At 53.0% G+C, this 15,976-nt stretch carries 12 protein-coding genes; 8 read left to right on the forward strand and 4 right to left on the reverse strand.

Annotation, left to right across the window (positions count from 1 at the left end; all coding sequences use genetic code 11):
• Nucleotides 1-66 precede the first annotated feature (66 nt).
• Nucleotides 67-588, forward strand: coding sequence for an anti-virulence regulator CigR family protein (locus tag ACOTZB_RS08235; RefSeq protein ID WP_023310990.1), 522 nt, complete (start codon nt 67-69; stop codon nt 586-588).
• Nucleotides 589-624: 36 nt separating this feature from the next.
• Here the strand turns inward: ACOTZB_RS08235 and pflA are convergent, their stop codons facing one another.
• The 4 genes from pflA to ycaO form a co-directional block, all read right to left on the reverse strand.
• Nucleotides 625-1,365: a pyruvate formate lyase 1-activating protein gene (gene pflA / locus ACOTZB_RS08240; RefSeq protein ID WP_421626871.1), complete on the reverse strand. Its 741-nt coding sequence runs from the start codon at nt 1,363-1,365 to the stop codon at nt 625-627.
• 203 nt (nt 1,366-1,568) lie between these two features.
• Nucleotides 1,569-3,851, reverse strand: coding sequence for a formate C-acetyltransferase (pflB, locus tag ACOTZB_RS08245; protein WP_023310992.1), 2,283 nt, complete (start codon nt 3,849-3,851; stop codon nt 1,569-1,571).
• A gap of 51 nt (nt 3,852-3,902) precedes the next feature.
• The gene (focA, locus tag ACOTZB_RS08250) at nt 3,903-4,760 is read right to left on the reverse strand and encodes a formate transporter FocA (protein WP_008499974.1); all 858 of its coding nucleotides are present in this window, start codon (nt 4,758-4,760) and stop codon (nt 3,903-3,905) included.
• A gap of 406 nt (nt 4,761-5,166) precedes the next feature.
• Nucleotides 5,167-6,927, reverse strand: a complete 1,761-nt coding sequence (ycaO, locus tag ACOTZB_RS08255; RefSeq protein ID WP_111964570.1) for a 30S ribosomal protein S12 methylthiotransferase accessory factor YcaO — start codon at nt 6,925-6,927, stop codon at nt 5,167-5,169.
• Nucleotides 6,928-7,054: 127 nt separating this feature from the next.
• Here ycaO and ACOTZB_RS08260 point away from each other — a divergent pair, with 127 nt between their 5' ends.
• The 7 genes from ACOTZB_RS08260 to ACOTZB_RS08290 all read left to right on the forward strand — a co-directional run bounded on the left by ACOTZB_RS08260 (nt 7,055) and on the right by ACOTZB_RS08290 (nt 15,941).
• A complete protein-coding gene (locus ACOTZB_RS08260; protein WP_111964569.1) occupies nt 7,055-7,747 on the forward strand; it encodes a DUF421 domain-containing protein in 693 nt (230 codons plus the stop codon).
• Nucleotides 7,748-7,909: 162 nt separating this feature from the next.
• Entirely contained in the window at nt 7,910-8,998 is a 1,089-nt protein-coding gene (gene serC / locus ACOTZB_RS08265; RefSeq protein WP_115874635.1) for a 3-phosphoserine/phosphohydroxythreonine transaminase, read from the forward strand.
• Between the two features lie 69 nt (nt 8,999-9,067).
• Nucleotides 9,068-10,351, forward strand: a complete 1,284-nt coding sequence (gene aroA / locus ACOTZB_RS08270; RefSeq protein ID WP_217072707.1) for a 3-phosphoshikimate 1-carboxyvinyltransferase — start codon at nt 9,068-9,070, stop codon at nt 10,349-10,351.
• Between the two features lie 185 nt (nt 10,352-10,536).
• Nucleotides 10,537-11,220 carry a (d)CMP kinase gene (cmk, locus tag ACOTZB_RS08275; protein ID WP_013097305.1) on the forward strand — a complete coding sequence of 228 codons (684 nt, stop codon included), beginning with the start codon at nt 10,537-10,539 and terminating at the stop codon, nt 11,218-11,220.
• 111 nt (nt 11,221-11,331) lie between these two features.
• On the forward strand, nt 11,332-13,005 hold the full coding sequence (gene rpsA, locus ACOTZB_RS08280) for a 30S ribosomal protein S1 (RefSeq protein WP_008499966.1): 1,674 nt from the start codon (nt 11,332-11,334) through the stop codon (nt 13,003-13,005).
• A 170-nt stretch (nt 13,006-13,175) separates the two neighbouring features.
• Complete coding sequence (gene ihfB, locus ACOTZB_RS08285) at nt 13,176-13,463, forward strand: integration host factor subunit beta (protein WP_008499965.1); 288 nt, start codon at nt 13,176-13,178, stop codon at nt 13,461-13,463.
• 213 nt (nt 13,464-13,676) lie between these two features.
• Complete coding sequence (locus tag ACOTZB_RS08290; RefSeq protein ID WP_421626872.1) at nt 13,677-15,941, forward strand: ComEC family protein; 2,265 nt, start codon at nt 13,677-13,679, stop codon at nt 15,939-15,941.
• Nucleotides 15,942-15,976: the final 35 nt, after the last annotated feature.

Consider the following 15,976-nt stretch of genomic DNA (forward strand, 5'->3'; position numbering starts at 1 on the left):
ACTTATTGTTTGTTTATTGCGCCAGGCGATAATTCATGTGAGTCCTACCACTATAAGGCAGCAATCATGTCTATTCGTCGTTTTTCCACTACCGCACTTGCCGTAGTGTTGTCTTTAACGTTTGCAACGGCTCCGGTCATGGCTAACCCTGGAAACGGGAATGGCGGTGGTCACGGAAACGGTGGCGGGCAAGGTAATGGCGGTAATCATGGTAACGGGAATTCTGGTAACCATGGCAATAAGCAAAATAACGGTCAGGATAACCCTGGAAAATCGGATAAAAGCTTTAAAAGCAGTAAAGATGTCGGTAACGATGTCGACGCTCGCGTGAGTTTCGATCATGCCCGCCATCTGGCGCTGAATTATGGCTTAACGGGCTATGACTCTCTGCCTCCGGGTATCGCGAAAAACCTGGCGCGCGGTAAGCCGTTGCCTCCGGGCATTGCGAAGAAAACCGTGCCGGCCTCAATGCTGGGCCAGCTTCCTTCCTACCCTGGCTATGAATGGCGCGTGGTCGGAGACGACCTGGTCTTAATTGCGCTGAGTACAGCCATTGTGACGTCCGTTATTAACGGCGTCTTTAAATAGAATATAAAAAGGCCCGGTTCGCACCGGGCCTTTTCTTTAATACATCACCTTGTGGCCGTACTGTTCTAGAATACCTTTGACGCGTTCCATCGTCTCTTTTTTCGGCGGCTTCACGCCATCGAGTTTGTACTCTTCGCCCATTGCCACCCATTTATGTTTACCCAGCTCGTGATAGGGCAGAAGCTCGATTTTCTCGACGTTGCCCATATTGCGGGTAAATTCCCCCAGGCGGTGCGCGGAGTCGTCATCATCTGACCAGCCGGGAACCACCACGTAGCGGATCCAGGTTTTGATGCCTTTATCGGCAATGTATTTGGCAAATTCCAGCGTGCGGTGGTTTGAGACACCAACCAGGTTCTGGTGGATCTCATCGTTCATCTGTTTGAGATCGAGCATGACCAGATCGGTCACTTCAAGCAGCTCGTCGATAACCGGATCGTAACGGCGTACGAAGCCGTTGGTGTCGAGGCAGGTATGAATGCCTTCTTTGTGGCAGGCACGGAACCAGTCGCGGACAAATTCAGCCTGCAGAATGGCTTCACCGCCGGATGCGGTGACGCCGCCACCGGACGCGTTCATAAAGTGGCGGTAGGTCACCACCTCTTTCATCAAGTCTTCAACGGTCACTTCTTTGCCGCCGTGCGTGTCCCAGGTATCGCGGTTATGGCAGTACAGGCAGCGCATCAGGCAGCCCTGGAAAAAGGTGATAAAGCGGATGCCCGGGCCATCAACGGTGCCACAGGATTCAAAGGAGTGAATACGACCAATAGTTGACATTGCGGTGATATCTCCATCATCGGCCCGTCCCGGGCCTGTGTATGCACAGCTCAAAGCCGGCTGTGTTAAGTCTGTTTTGGCTGTTATCCATTAAGTATAGATAGCGGACAAAAGAGACTGAGGTGGAGAGGGTGCTAAAAAGGCCCCACTGACGTGGAGCCTTTATTGTACGCTTGTTAACGCGTGATTTCAGTCAATTCCACTTACATGGACTGAGTGAAAGTACGGGTGATAACGTCCTGCTGCTGTTCTTTAGTCAGGGAGTTAAAACGTACTGCGTAGCCAGATACGCGGATGGTCAGCTGAGGATATTTCTCAGGGTGTTCCATCGCGTCGAGCAGCATTTCACGGTTCATTACGTTCACGTTCAGGTGCTGACCACCTTCGATGGACGCTTCGTGGTGGAAGTAACCATCCATCAGACCCGCGAGGTTGGTTTTACGCACTTCGTCGTCTTTACCCAGCGCGTTTGGCACGATAGAGAAGGTGTAAGAGATACCATCTTTCGCGTAGGCAAACGGCAGTTTAGCTACGGAAGTCAGAGAGGCAACAGCACCTTTCTGATCACGACCGTGCATTGGGTTAGCACCTGGGCCGAATGGCGCGCCAGCACGACGACCGTCTGGGGTGTTACCGGTTTTCTTACCATACACAACGTTAGAGGTGATGGTCAGAACAGACTGAGTCGGGATAGCGTTACGGTAGGTAGTCAGTTTCTGAATTTTCTTCATGAAACGTTCTACCAGGTCAACCGCCATGTCATCAACGCGAGAGTCGTTGTTACCAAACTGAGGATATTCGCCTTCGATTTCGAAGTCGATAGCCAGACCATCTTCGTCACGAATTGGTTTAACTTTCGCATATTTGATTGCAGACAGGGAGTCAGCAGCAACGGACAGACCAGCGATACCACACGCCATGGTGCGGATAACGTCACGGTCGTGCAGCGCCATCAGAGAGGCTTCGTAGCTGTACTTGTCGTGCATGTAGTGGATAACGTTCAGTGCAGTGACGTACTGCTTAGCCAGCCAGTCCATGAAGTGATCCATGCGGTCCATGACTTCGTCGAAGTTCAGAACGTCGCCTTTGATCGGCTCAGATTTAGGACCAACCTGCATTTTCAGTTTTTCATCAACGCCGCCGTTGATAGCGTACAGCATGGTTTTCGCCAGGTTTGCACGCGCACCGAAGAACTGCATTTGTTTACCAACAACCATTGGGCTTACGCAGCAAGCGATAGCGTAATCGTCGTTGTTGAAGTCCGGACGCATCAGGTCATCGTTCTCGTACTGCAGAGAAGAGGTATCGATGGACACTTTAGCGGCGAATTTCTTGAAGTTCAGAGGCAGTTTTTCAGACCACAGAACGGTGATGTTCGGCTCCGGAGAAGGACCCATGGTGTACAGGGTGTTCAGGAAGCGGAAGCTGTTTTTGGTCACCAGAGTACGGCCGTCAACGCCCATACCGCCGATAGATTCTGTTGCCCAGATTGGGTCACCAGAGAACAGTTCATCATATTCAGGAGTACGCAGGAAGCGAACCATACGCAGTTTCATGACCAGGTGGTCAATCATTTCCTGAGCGTCTTGCTCGGTGATTTTGCCTGCTTTCAGGTCACGTTCGATGTAAGCATCCAGGAAGGTGGATACGCGACCGAAGGACATTGCTGCGCCGTTCTGAGACTTAACTGCGGCCAGGTAGCCGAAGTAGGTCCACTGGATAGCTTCCTGAGCGTTGGTAGCAGGACCAGAGATATCGCAGCCATATTTAGCAGCCATCTCTTTGATCTGACCCAGCGCGCGGTGCTGTTCAGCGATTTCTTCACGCAGACGGATAGTCGCTTCCAGGTTTACGCCGTTTTCCAGATCGGACTGCAGGGAAACAAACTGCGCGTACTTGTCTTTCATCAGGAAGTCGATACCGTACAGCGCAACGCGACGGTAGTCACCGATGATACGGCCACGGCCATACGCATCTGGCAGACCAGTCAGAACGCCAGATTTACGGCAGTTCAGAATGTCTTTGGTGTAAACATCGAATACGCCCTGGTTGTGGGTTTTGCGGTATTCGGTGAAGATTTTTTTCAGCATTGGGTCCAGCTCGCGGTTATACGCTTTGCAGGAACCTTCAACCATTTTAATACCACCAAACGGGATGATTGCGCGTTTCAGTGGTGCTTCAGTCTGCAGACCAACGATTTTCTCAAGGGCTTTGTTGATATAGCCAGCATCGTGAGAAGTGATGGTGGAAGCAACGGAGGTGTCAAAATCAACTGGCGCGTGAGTGCGGTTTTCCAGTTTAACGCCTTCCATTACGCTGTCCCACAGCTTGGTTGTCGCGTCAGTTGCGCCAGCCAGGAAGGATTCGTCACCTTCATACGGGGTATAGTTTTTCTGAATGAAGTCACGTACGTTTACTTCATTCTGCCAGTCACCTTTCGCAAAACCTTCCCAGGCTGTGGCTAACTTTTCATTAAGCTCGGACATGTAACACCTACCTTCTTAAGTGGATTTTTTATTTACTGCCTGAGAAAACCATCAATGATGATCGTCGCCACGCAGGTAAATGACCCAGTATGTCAACCCAACTAACAGACCCCCACCGATAATGTTCCCGATAGTGACAGGGATCAGGTTATCAGTAATGAAATTCATAATAGTCAGGTGTGAGAAACTTTCCGGGGATGAACCAACTGCGGTCCAGAACTCCGGGCTCGCAAAGTCGCGGATGACAATGCCCATTGGGATCATGAACATATTCGCGATACTGTGCTCAAAGCCGCTGGCAACAAACATCGCAACCGGCAGAACCATAATTAAGGCTTTGTCCATCAGGCTACGACCCGAGTAGCTCATCCATACAGCCAGGCAGACCATCAGGTTAGCGAGGATGCCGAGAGCAACGGCTTCGATAAATGTGTGGTGCATTTTGTGGTCGGCGGTTTGCAGGACGTTAAGGCCCCAGCCACCGTTGGCGGTCATGTACTCGCCAGAAAGCCACATCAACAAAACAAAGAGCAGACAGCCAACCAGGTTACCCACGTAAACATTAAGCCAGTTACGTGCCAGCTGACCCCAGGTAATTCTTCCGCTAGCCTTTGCCACGACAATCAGCACCGTTGAGGTGAAGAGGTCGGCGCCGCAGATGACGCAGAGAATCAGACCCAGTGAGAAACAAATGCCGCCAATCAGTTTGGCCATACCGAAAGGCATTCCGGCAGTACCGGTGGTGGCGGTGATGTAGAAGACGAAAGCGATAGAGATGAACACACCAGCCGTGATCGCCAGATAGAACGTCTTCATCGGGTGTTTCGTTGCTTTATAGACACCCGCTTCTTCGGCAACTTTGGCCATCGCAGCAGGGAGTAAAAGATCAAAAGGGTTGTCAGCTTTCACACTAACTCTCTCTTTATTAAGTCGGCGACGAGATACTAACAAAGCATTATAGAAGAGAAATTGATATAGATCATATCTCGCCTGGCTTATAGGCCCGCAGTGTGTATGGATTTACAGCAAATGCGGAGTAAGTGTTTGATTATCCGTATAAAAATAAATTTTAAAAGTTATGAAAAGAGTTGAATTTTTTCGTTCAGCCACCTCGGATACAGTTAATTAATATGGAGTATTTACCATAAAAAGTAACAGTAAAGCCCAGGTAAATATTATTATATTTACCCATGTTTAACTTTATTATTACAATCAACAGTCATTGCCGAAGAAAATAAAAAACGGGGCAATGAAATTGCCCCGTAATATAGCCCAGACGATTGAATACGCCTACTGCTGGTAATGTTATGTGCGCTTATTTTGACCAGTAAGCGGCTTTTGCTTTCTGCAGTTTTTCGTAGGCCTTCAGCAGCGACTGGTGCGCCGGGAAGGCTTTCAGATCGCTATCAACAGCCTGCAGGCCATAGAACGGCGCTTCACCGCTCAGGGCCGCGCTGGCTGCTTCTACAGCCTCAGCACCGTACATGCGCACGAAAGCATTCAGGTATTGCAGCGGTTCGCGATCCTCTTCCTGTGCCAGCAGCAGCAGGGTTTGCAGGCAACGGTAATAGTTGGTGCGCTCGGCAGAGAAGACCGACTGGTTGAACTCCATGGTCCACTCGGTCCAGGCCAGGGCCTGATCCAGGTCGCCACCCGCCAGGGCCAGCATCGCTTTCAGTTCACCGATACGCAGGGTATACCAGCCGTTATCTTTACCGGTCGCCAGACCCAGGAGTTCGCGTACGCGGGTGAAGTCATCGTGGCCTTCCTCGTCCAGTTGGGCGATCAGGTTCAGATAATCTTCTTTTTCCCACTCGCTGCCAGGCAGAGCCAGCAGCGTTTCGCGCAGATGTGCACCCATGCTGTTATTCGCCAGCCACAGATCTTCTGCAGGGTAGATGTCGGACATGCCGGGAACAATAATGCGGCATGCATAGACGCCCAGGTGCTCGTAGTCGGCGATATAGACGTCCTGGTCTTCGGCTTTGAAAATCGCCATCAGCGTCGCGAACTCTTCTTCCGTTGTCCCTGCAAAGCTCCAGTCCACGAACGGATAGTCTGCGTCCTGTTTGAACATATCCCAGGAGATCAAACCGCTGGAGTCAATGAAGTGGGTTTCGAGGTTGGTATGTTCAGCCACCTCTTCATCGTCAAACGTTGGCGGGGTGAATACGTCGAGATCTTTCAGGCTACGGCCCTGCAGCAGCTCGGTGACGGTGCGTTCCAGCGCCACGCCGAAGTCAGGGTGCGCGCCGAAGGAGGCGAAACAGGTGCCGTTTGTCGGGTTGAACAGCACGACGCAGATAACCGGGTACTTACCGCCCAGCGAGCCGTCATAGGCAAAGATTGGGAAACCTTCTGCTTCCAGCTTAGCGATGGACTCCACTACGCCCGGGTAGCGCGCCAGCACGTCGGCCGGAATTTCAGGCAGGCTAATGGATTCGGCGATGATGCGGTTTTTAATGTGGCGTTCAAAGACTTCGGACAGACCCTGCACGCGCGCTTCATTGCGGGTGTTACCGGCGGACATACCGTTGGACACATACAGGTTGCCGACGATGTTCATCGGAATATAAACGGTCTGCTCGTCAGACTGGCGGGTGAACGGCAGGGCGCAGATCCCACGGTCTTCATTGCCAGACTGCAGATCGATCAGCATGCTGGCGGTCAGTTCGTTGTCTGGATCGTAGAAGGCACGCAGGCGTGAGTCGAGAATACCTTCCGGCAGTTCGTCGTCTTCGGTCAGCGGGAACCATTTTTCATTTGGATAGTGAACGAACGGGCCGTTAGCGATAGTCTCGCCCAGCCAGAAGTCAGCGAAGAAATAGTTGGTGGACAGACGCTCAAAATACTCACCCAGCGCAGAGGCCAGTGCCGCTTTTTTTGTCGCGCCTTTACCGTTGGTAAAGCATAGGGCACAGTCTTTATCGCGAATATGCACGGACCAGACGTGAGGCACCGGATTGAGCCAGGAGGCTTCTTCGATGTTAAAACCCAGGTCGGTCAGTTTCTGCTGGAAGCGAGCGATGGAATCTTCCAGAGCGGCATCTTTGCCGGGGATAAACGTTTGAGTCATGGCGTTCACTTTTATCGTACGTAAAGCGCGCAATGATACGGGTTTTGCGTGACGGGTGCTATCTTCGGCGAAAATAAATGGCTGGGCTATGCTTAGTGGCAGTAACTGACTGTTAAGGCATAGAAAAATGAAAGCATTTGATCTCCAGCGGATGGCGTTTGATAAAGTTCCTCCTGAATTTCTGGGCGAAGTGGCGCTGCGCAGCCTGTATACCTTCGTACTTGTCTTCCTGTTTCTTAAAATCACCGGCCGTCGCGGCGTACGGCAGATGTCGCTCTTTGAGGTGTTGATCATCCTGACGCTGGGTTCAGCGGCGGGGGATGTCGCCTTCTATGATGATGTGCCGATGGTGCCGGTGTTTATCGTTTTTGTTTCACTGGCGCTTCTTTATCGCCTTGTCATGTGGCTGATGTCGAAAAGCGAAAAGCTGGAAGATCTGCTTGAGGGGAAGCCGGTCGTTATCGTCGAGGACGGGCAGTTGGCCTGGGAAAATGTACAAAGCGCCAATATGACCGAGTTTGAGTTCTTTATGGAGCTACGACTGAATAGCGTTGAACAGCTCGGGCAGGTGCGTCTGGCGATCATGGAGACCAACGGGCAGATCAGCGTCTATTACTATTCTGACGACGAGGTGAAGCCGGGACTGTGTATCCTGCCGGATATGCTGATCGAGCGTTTCAGAACCGTACCTGAGTCAGGCGAGTATGCCTGCGTGAGATGTAGCCATGTGCTCGCGATGCAGCCGGGGGATCGTCAATTATGCCCCCGCTGTGCAAATCCGGAATGGACGAAGGTTAGCCGGGCCAAACGCATCACCTGACAGCCATTTTGTCGGTTTTGTCATGGCGAGGCGGCAGATTGTTTTGTGTGACGCGGGGCACATTTCACGGGTCATAAGTTTTAGACATTGCGGCGCGTGTCACTGAATGATAAAACCGATATCCACAGTTATAACTTATGGCTTTTAGCGTGGTGAGGGGAAATGGCTCAAGTCTTTAATTTCAGTTCAGGTCCGGCAATGTTACCGGCAGACGTGCTTAAACAGGCTCAACAGGAACTCTGTGACTGGAACGGTCTCGGTACGTCGGTGATGGAAATCAGCCACCGTGGTAAAGAGTTTATTCAGGTGGCCGAAGAGGCAGAAAAGGATTTTCGCGATCTGCTGAATATTCCCTCGAACTACAAAGTATTGTTCTGCCACGGCGGTGGACGCGGCCAGTTTGCAGGCGTTCCGCTGAATATCCTCGGTGACAAAACGACGGCAGACTACGTTGATGCAGGATACTGGGCGGCAAGCGCCGTTAAAGAAGCGCATAAATACTGCACGCCGAATGTTATCGACGCAAAAGTGACCGTTGATGGCCTGCGCGCCGTGAAGCCAATGAGCGAGTGGCAGCTTTCTGATAACGCAGCGTACCTGCACTACTGCCCGAACGAAACCATTGACGGGATTGCCATCGACGAGACGCCAAACTTCGGCAGCGATGTCGTGGTTGCCGCCGACTTCTCCTCCACCATTCTGTCTGCGCCAATTGATGTCAGCCGCTACGGCGTTATCTATGCGGGCGCGCAGAAAAATATCGGTCCGGCCGGTTTGACTATCGTCGTCGTGCGTGAAGACCTGCTGGGTAAAGCACATACATCCTGCCCGTCGATTCTTGATTACACCGTGCTGAACGACAACGATTCTATGTTCAACACCCCACCGACGTTTGCCTGGTACCTTTCCGGCCTGGTCTTCAAATGGCTGAAGCAAAACGGCGGCGTGGCGCAGATGGACAAGGTGAATCAGCAGAAAGCAGAACTGCTGTATGGCGTGATCGACAAAAGCGATTTCTATCGCAACGATGTGGCGAAAGCTAACCGTTCCCGGATGAACGTGCCGTTCCAGCTGGCGGACAGCAGCCTGGATAAAGTGTTCCTTGAAGAGTCCTTCGCGGCAGGCCTGCATTCGCTCAAAGGTCACCGTGTCGTTGGCGGCATGCGTGCCTCCATCTATAACGCGATGCCGCTGGAAGGCGTTAAAGCTCTGACAGATTTCATGATCGACTTCGAACGTCGCCACGGTTAATAGCGCTGTTTTCACCCCCGTAGCCCTGCTGCGGGGTTTTTATTATGTTGAGTTGAGAGTTAAGTTTTCATGGAATCCCTGACGTTACAACCTATCGCGCGGGTAGATGGCACCATTAATCTGCCTGGTTCAAAAAGTGTCTCGAACCGCGCTCTACTGCTGGCAGCACTGGCAAACGGCACCACCGTCCTTACAAACCTGCTGGACAGCGATGACGTACGCCATATGCTCAATGCGCTGAAAGCGTTGGGCGTTCATTACACTCTCTCCGACGATCGTACCCGCTGCGAAGTGACCGGCAACGGCGGCGCGCTGCGCTCGGGCGAAGAGCTTGAGCTGTTTCTGGGCAACGCCGGTACCGCGATGCGCCCGCTGGCGGCGGCCCTGTGCCTGGGGAGCAACAACATCGTGCTGACCGGCGAGCCGCGCATGAAAGAGCGTCCGATTGGTCACCTGGTGGATGCTCTGCGTCAGGGCGGCGCGCAGGTTGAGTATCTTGAGCAGGAAAACTATCCGCCACTGCGTCTGCGCGGCGGTTTTACCGGCGGTCACGTCGAGGTTGACGGCAGCGTTTCCAGCCAGTTCCTGACGGCACTGCTGATGACCGCGCCGCTGGCGCCGCAGGATACGGTTATTAGCATCAAGGGCGACCTGGTTTCTAAACCGTACATTGATATCACGCTACACCTGATGAAAACCTTCGGCGTTGAGGTGGAAAACCAGTCCTATCAGCGCTTCGTGGTGCGCGGGGCGCAGCAGTACCAGTCTCCGGGCAACTACCTTGTTGAGGGTGATGCTTCATCCGCGTCCTACTTCCTGGCCGCGGGTGCGATTAAAGGCGGCACGGTAAAAGTGACCGGTATTGGCCGTAACAGCGTGCAGGGCGACATCCGTTTTGCGGACGTGCTGGAAAAGATGGGCGCCATTGTCACCTGGGGCGATGACTTCATCTCCTGTACCCACGGCGAGCTGAACGCCATCGACATGGACATGAACCATATCCCGGATGCGGCGATGACCATTGCCACGGCGGCGCTGTTCGCCAAAGGCACTACCACGCTTCGTAACATCTACAACTGGCGCGTAAAAGAGACGGACCGCCTGTTCGCGATGGCGACCGAGCTGCGAAAAGTCGGTGCTGAGGTGGAAGAGGGCGAAGACTACATTCGCGTGACCCCTCCGGCAAAACTGCAGTTTGCGGAAATCGGCACCTACAACGATCACCGTATGGCGATGTGCTTCTCGCTGGTGGCGCTTTCAGACACGCCTGTAACGATTCTTGACCCGAAATGTACCGCGAAAACCTTCCCGGACTACTTCGAACAGCTGGCACGCATTAGCACGCTGGCCTGATAACGTATTGCCGCATCACCCGATGCGGCATTTCCTTACGCTTCATTACGAACACCTCCGCTCATTTCTTCTACACTCTGCTTCAATCATTCCGTAATTTGCACGCAAAGGTAACAGTTGCGCACGTTGGCGCGTATAATGCGCGGCGTTCATGTAAACGGTATGCCTTATTTAAGGAGAAAAAGATGACGGCAGTTGCCCCGGTAATCACCATTGATGGGCCGAGTGGCGCAGGGAAAGGTACTCTGTGCAAAGCGATGGCGGAAGCATTGCAATGGCATCTTTTAGATTCGGGAGCAATCTATCGCGTGCTGGCGCTGGCCGCGCTGCATCACCATGTGGATGTCGCGTCTGAAGAAGCGCTGGTTCCGCTGGCTGCGCATCTGGATGTGCGTTTCGTATCGACCGATGGCAACCTGGAAGTTATCCTTGAAGGGGAAGACGTGAGCGGCGAAATCCGTACGCAGGAAGTGGCTAATGCGGCCTCTCAGGTCGCGGCGTTCCCGCGCGTTCGCGAGGCGCTTTTACGTCGTCAGCGCGCGTTCCGTGAAGCCCCGGGGCTGATCGCTGACGGACGCGATATGGGAACGGTGGTATTCCCTGATGCGCCAGTGAAAATTTTCCTCGACGCCTCTTCGGAAGAACGTGCTCAACGCCGCATGCTTCAGTTGCAGGAAAAGGGGTTTAGTGTTAACTTTGATCGCCTTTTATCCGAGATAAAAGAGCGCGATGACCGCGATCGTAACCGCGCCGTCGCCCCACTTGTTCCTGCAGAAGATGCATTAGTTCTGGATTCAACCAGTTTAACTATTGAGCAAGTGATTGAAAAAGCGCTACAATATGCGCGCCAAAAACTGGCACTCGCGTAATCGCGACCGATTTAGCAGTACCCCCGCTGCAATGGATTGACGGCGGGTATGTGAAACAACCCCATCCGGCACGGAGCCAGGTGGACGTTAATATTAACCTGAAGATTAAACATGACTGAATCTTTTGCTCAACTGTTTGAAGAATCCTTAAAAGAAATCGAAACCCGCCCGGGTTCCATCGTTCGCGGTGTTGTTGTTGCTATCGACAAAGACGTAGTACTGGTTGACGCCGGTCTGAAATCTGAGTCCGCCATTCCGGCAGAGCAGTTCAAAAACGCCCAGGGCGAGCTGGAAATCCAGGTTGGTGACGAAGTTGACGTTGCTCTGGACGCAGTAGAAGACGGCTTCGGTGAAACCCTGCTTTCTCGTGAGAAAGCTAAACGTCACGAAGCATGGATCACGCTGGAAAAAGCTTACGAAGAAGCTGAAACTGTGGTCGGTGTTATCAACGGCAAAGTTAAAGGTGGCTTCACTGTTGAGCTGAATGGTATTCGTGCGTTCCTGCCAGGTTCTCTGGTAGACGTTCGTCCAGTTCGTGACACTCTGCACCTGGAAGGCAAAGAGCTTGAGTTCAAAGTAATCAAGCTGGACCAGAAGCGTAACAACGTTGTTGTTTCCCGTCGTGCCGTTATCGAATCCGAAAACAGCGCAGAACGCGATCAGCTGCTGGAAAACCTGCAGGAAGGCATGGAAGTCAAAGGTATCGTTAAGAACCTCACTGACTACGGCGCATTCGTTGACCTGGGCGGCGTTGACGGCCTGCTGCACATCACCGACATGGCGTGGAAACGCGTTAAGCACCCAAGCGAAATCGTGAACGTGGGCGACGAAATCACTGTTAAAGTGCTGAAGTTCGACCGCGAGCGTACTCGTGTATCCCTCGGCCTGAAACAGCTGGGCGAAGATCCATGGGTAGCTATCGCTAAGCGTTACCCAGAAGGTACTAAACTGACTGGTCGCGTAACCAACCTGACTGACTACGGCTGCTTCGTTGAAATCGAAGAAGGCGTTGAAGGTCTGGTGCACGTTTCCGAAATGGACTGGACCAACAAAAACATCCACCCATCCAAAGTTGTTAACGTTGGTGATGTAGTGGAAGTGATGGTTCTGGATATCGACGAAGAACGTCGTCGTATCTCCCTGGGCCTGAAACAGTGCAAAAACAACCCATGGCAGCAGTTCGCGGAAACCCACAACAAGGGCGACCGTGTTGAAGGTAAAATCAAGTCTATCACTGACTTCGGTATCTTCATCGGCCTGGACGGCGGCATCGATGGCCTGGTTCACCTGTCTGACATCTCCTGGAACGTTGCAGGCGAAGAAGCAGTCCGTGAATACAAAAAAGGCGACGAAATCGCTGCAGTTGTTCTGCAGGTTGACGCAGAGCGTGAGCGTATCTCCCTGGGCGTTAAACAGCTCGCAGAAGATCCGTTCAACAACTGGGTTGCACTGAACAAGAAAGGCGCAATCGTAAACGGTAAAGTGACTGCAGTTGACGCTAAAGGCGCAACCGTAGAACTGGCTGACGGCGTTGAAGGTTACCTGCGCGCTTCTGAAGCTTCCCGTGACCGCGTTGAAGATGCCACTCTGGTTCTGAACGTAGGCGACGACGTTGAAGCTAAGTTCACCGGTGTTGACCGTAAGAACCGTGCAATCAGCCTGTCTGTTCGTGCTAAAGACGAAGCTGATGAGAAAGATGCAATCGCAACTGTTAACAAACAGGAAGATGCAAACTTCTCTAACAACGCAATGGCTGAAGCTTTCAAAGCAGCTAAAGGCGAGTAATATCAGGTTCTCAGCATCATTTGCGCTGTACCGCATTTACAGCCTGAAGGATGAGGAGCAAACTTGACAGATTGCAGGATTCGTCCTGTAATCAATAACAAAGGGCGGCTACGGCCGCCCTTGTTTAATGAGCTGTTCAGCTAATTGGTTTGAAAGGAACCGGAGGAATCATGACCAAGTCAGAATTGATTGAAAGACTTGCCAGTCAGCAACCGCATATCCCTGCCAAGGCAGTGGAAGATGCCGTAAAAGAGATGCTGGAGCATATGGCCTCCACTCTTGCCCAGGGCGAGCGCATTGAAATCCGCGGTTTCGGTAGTTTTTCTCTGCACTATCGTGCTCCACGTACCGGGCGTAACCCGAAAACTGGCGATAAAGTCGAGCTGGAAGGTAAGTACGTTCCACACTTTAAGCCGGGTAAAGAACTGCGCGATCGCGCCAATATTTACGGCAACTGAGTTTAGCCAGCCGGTTAAACTGGGTTCGAAAGAAAGCACCTGCGGGTGCTTTTTTTGTGTCTGTCGCTTTCATTCTGAAGATGCCCCGCATTTTCCATTTCGTTTTCTGCAAACCCATAAAAACAGCACAGCGCGCGCTGTAAAACGCACTCTTCCCATCTGACATTCTTTCTGCCTGATTACATACTGCCCCTCTGAAACAGGGAGGTAGCAATGGGAATTCCCGCGCTTAGCATTTGCGCCATTCTGGCGATAGCCCCGTTACTCTGGTTACCTGAACTGCCATCACGTCATACCGTGTGGATAATGATTGTTGGCGGGATCGTGCTGGCCGCACGGCGAAACGTACGACTGAAGTATGCGGGTATCATGCTGTTATGTTGCGTGTGGGGTATTCTGGCTGCGAAGGAGAGCGTCTGGCCGATGCAGCATTTAACGACGGGGGCCGTGCAGGCTGAGGTGGAGATTACCGCCACAGATGGCGCAACGCAGCATCAGGGAAACATTCTCAGCGTCGATGGCCAGCGCTGGTGGGCTTCAACCGGCGTAACGCTGTATGGCAATTATCTGCCACAGAAAGCGTGTGCCGGCCAGCGCTGGAGTATGACGCTCAGGCTCAGGCCTGCTCATGGTGAACTGAACGACGGCGGCTATGATTCCCAGCGCAGCGCTTTTGCCCGGCACCAAACGCTGAGCGGGCGCTTCACCCGTGCGGAACTCGTCGATGGACGCTGCAGCCTGCGAGCGCAATATCTCATGTCACTGGAAAACCGACTTTCGGCTTACCGCTGGGGGGCGGTTATCCTCGGACTGGGAATGGGAGAACGTCTGGATGTGCCCCGGGAAATACAAGACCTGATGCGTGAAACCGGGACGCTGCATCTGATGGCGATTTCGGGTCTGCATATCGCACTGGCGGCATCCCTCGCCTGGTTACTCGCGCGTGGGCTTCAGTTTTTGTTACCCAGCCACCGGATCCACTGGCAAATGCCTCTTCTGGTCGGGTTATGCTTTGCCGCTTTCTACGCCTGGCTTACCGGTCTGCAACCTCCTGCGCTACGAACGGTCATCGCGCTTGCAGTGCTTGCAATGTTGCGGATCGCTGCCCGGCAATGGTCTCCCTGGCAGGTATGGGGATGCTGTATCGCGGTGATCCTGATAAGCGATCCCTTAGCCATACTCTCGCAGAGTCTGCTCTTGTCTGCATTTGCCGTCGCCGCACTGATTTTCTGGTTTCAGTGGCTGCCTCTTCCTCGCTGGCGCCGGGCACGACGTATACGGCCGCTGCTGAACCTGATCTATCTGCAGGTGGGCATGCTGATGCTGCTGATGCCAGTACAGGTTCTGATTTTCCATGGCTTCAGCATCTCCTCCCTGGTCGCGAATCTCTTTGCCGTTCCCCTGGTGACGTTTGTCTCCGTGCCGCTGATCCTGCTCGGCATGCTGCTTCATCTCCTACCGCTGGCGGCACCTGAAAGCGTCGTCTGGTTCGCAGCCGATAAGTCACTTGCGGGGCTGTTCTGGCTCCTCATGCGCTTGCCTGATGGCTGGCAAAATGTCGACCAACGCTGGCAGTACATGACATTACTGCCCTGGCTTATCATCATTGGCTGGCGCTTTCGTGCCTGGAAAACCCTTCCTGCCGTTTGTCTTGCAGGGAGTGTTTTACTCACATTTCCTCTCTGGAGAACGGAAAAAAACGAGAGCTGGACGCTGCATATGCTGGATGTAGGGCAGGGGCTGGCGATGGTCGTTGAACGGCAGGGAAAAGTCATTCTCTATGATACCGGGCTTGCCTGGCCGGGCGGGGATAGTGCGCAGCGGTTAATTATCCCGTGGCTTCGCTGGCATCACCTGCGGCCTGAAGGCGTTATTCTCAGTCATGAACACCTCGACCATGCGGGAGGACTCGCATCGTTGCAAAAAGCGTGGCCGGACGTGTGGGTAAGAAGCCCATTGCGCCTGGCGGGGCATCACCCCTGTTTTCGCGGGCAGAGATGGAAATGGCAGGGACTCTCCTTCACCGTACACTGGCCCCCTGAAAATTACCCGGCTCAGGGAAACAACCATTCCTGCGTGGTAAAGGTGGACGACGGTGAGCAGAGTGTTCTGCTAACGGGGGACATTGAAGCGCAGGCGGAACAGGCTATGCTTAGCCATTACTGGCGTTATCTGACGTCCACGCTCATACAGGTGCCCCATCATGGCAGCAATACTTCGTCGTCATTGCCGCTGGTACAGCGGGTGGAAGGTCAGATAGCCCTGGATTCCGCGGCCCGCTATAACGCATGGCGATTCCCGTCGGCAAAAGTTGTCCGACGCTATCGAAAAGAGGGGTACATCTGGCACGATACCCCTCATTCTGGACAAATATCGGTGACATTCTCGCAACATCACTGGCAAATCCGGCGCTTGCGAGAGCAATTATTAGCCGTTTGGTATCATCAGTGGTTTGGCGAGCACGTCGATAACGGGTAGAATATGCGGCTATTTCAACGAATGCTGGTTTTTTG

Origin of the sequence: Enterobacter cloacae complex sp. SHL020 (assembly GCF_049236945.1) — a bacterium.
Lineage (GTDB): Bacteria > Pseudomonadota > Gammaproteobacteria > Enterobacterales > Enterobacteriaceae > Enterobacter > Enterobacter dykesii.

Excerpts from the sequence above, each read along its gene's own strand:
- ACOTZB_RS08290 (WP_421626872.1), top strand. The coding sequence starts at position 13,677 with ATGGGAATTCCCGCGCTTAGCATTTGCGCCATTCTGGCGATAGCCCCG.
- aroA (WP_217072707.1), top strand. The coding sequence starts at position 9,068 with ATGGAATCCCTGACGTTACAACCTATCGCGCGGGTAGATGGCACCATT.
- ACOTZB_RS08260 (WP_111964569.1), top strand. The coding sequence starts at position 7,055 with ATGAAAGCATTTGATCTCCAGCGGATGGCGTTTGATAAAGTTCCTCCT.
- ihfB (WP_008499965.1), top strand. The coding sequence starts at position 13,176 with ATGACCAAGTCAGAATTGATTGAAAGACTTGCCAGTCAGCAACCGCAT.
- serC (WP_115874635.1), top strand. The coding sequence starts at position 7,910 with ATGGCTCAAGTCTTTAATTTCAGTTCAGGTCCGGCAATGTTACCGGCA.
- ycaO (WP_111964570.1), bottom strand. The coding sequence starts at position 6,927 with ATGACTCAAACGTTTATCCCCGGCAAAGATGCCGCTCTGGAAGATTCC.
- rpsA (WP_008499966.1), top strand. The coding sequence starts at position 11,332 with ATGACTGAATCTTTTGCTCAACTGTTTGAAGAATCCTTAAAAGAAATC.
- cmk (WP_013097305.1), top strand. The coding sequence starts at position 10,537 with ATGACGGCAGTTGCCCCGGTAATCACCATTGATGGGCCGAGTGGCGCA.
- pflB (WP_023310992.1), bottom strand. The coding sequence starts at position 3,851 with ATGTCCGAGCTTAATGAAAAGTTAGCCACAGCCTGGGAAGGTTTTGCG.
- pflA (WP_421626871.1), bottom strand. The coding sequence starts at position 1,365 with ATGTCAACTATTGGTCGTATTCACTCCTTTGAATCCTGTGGCACCGTT.
- ACOTZB_RS08235 (WP_023310990.1), top strand. The coding sequence starts at position 67 with ATGTCTATTCGTCGTTTTTCCACTACCGCACTTGCCGTAGTGTTGTCT.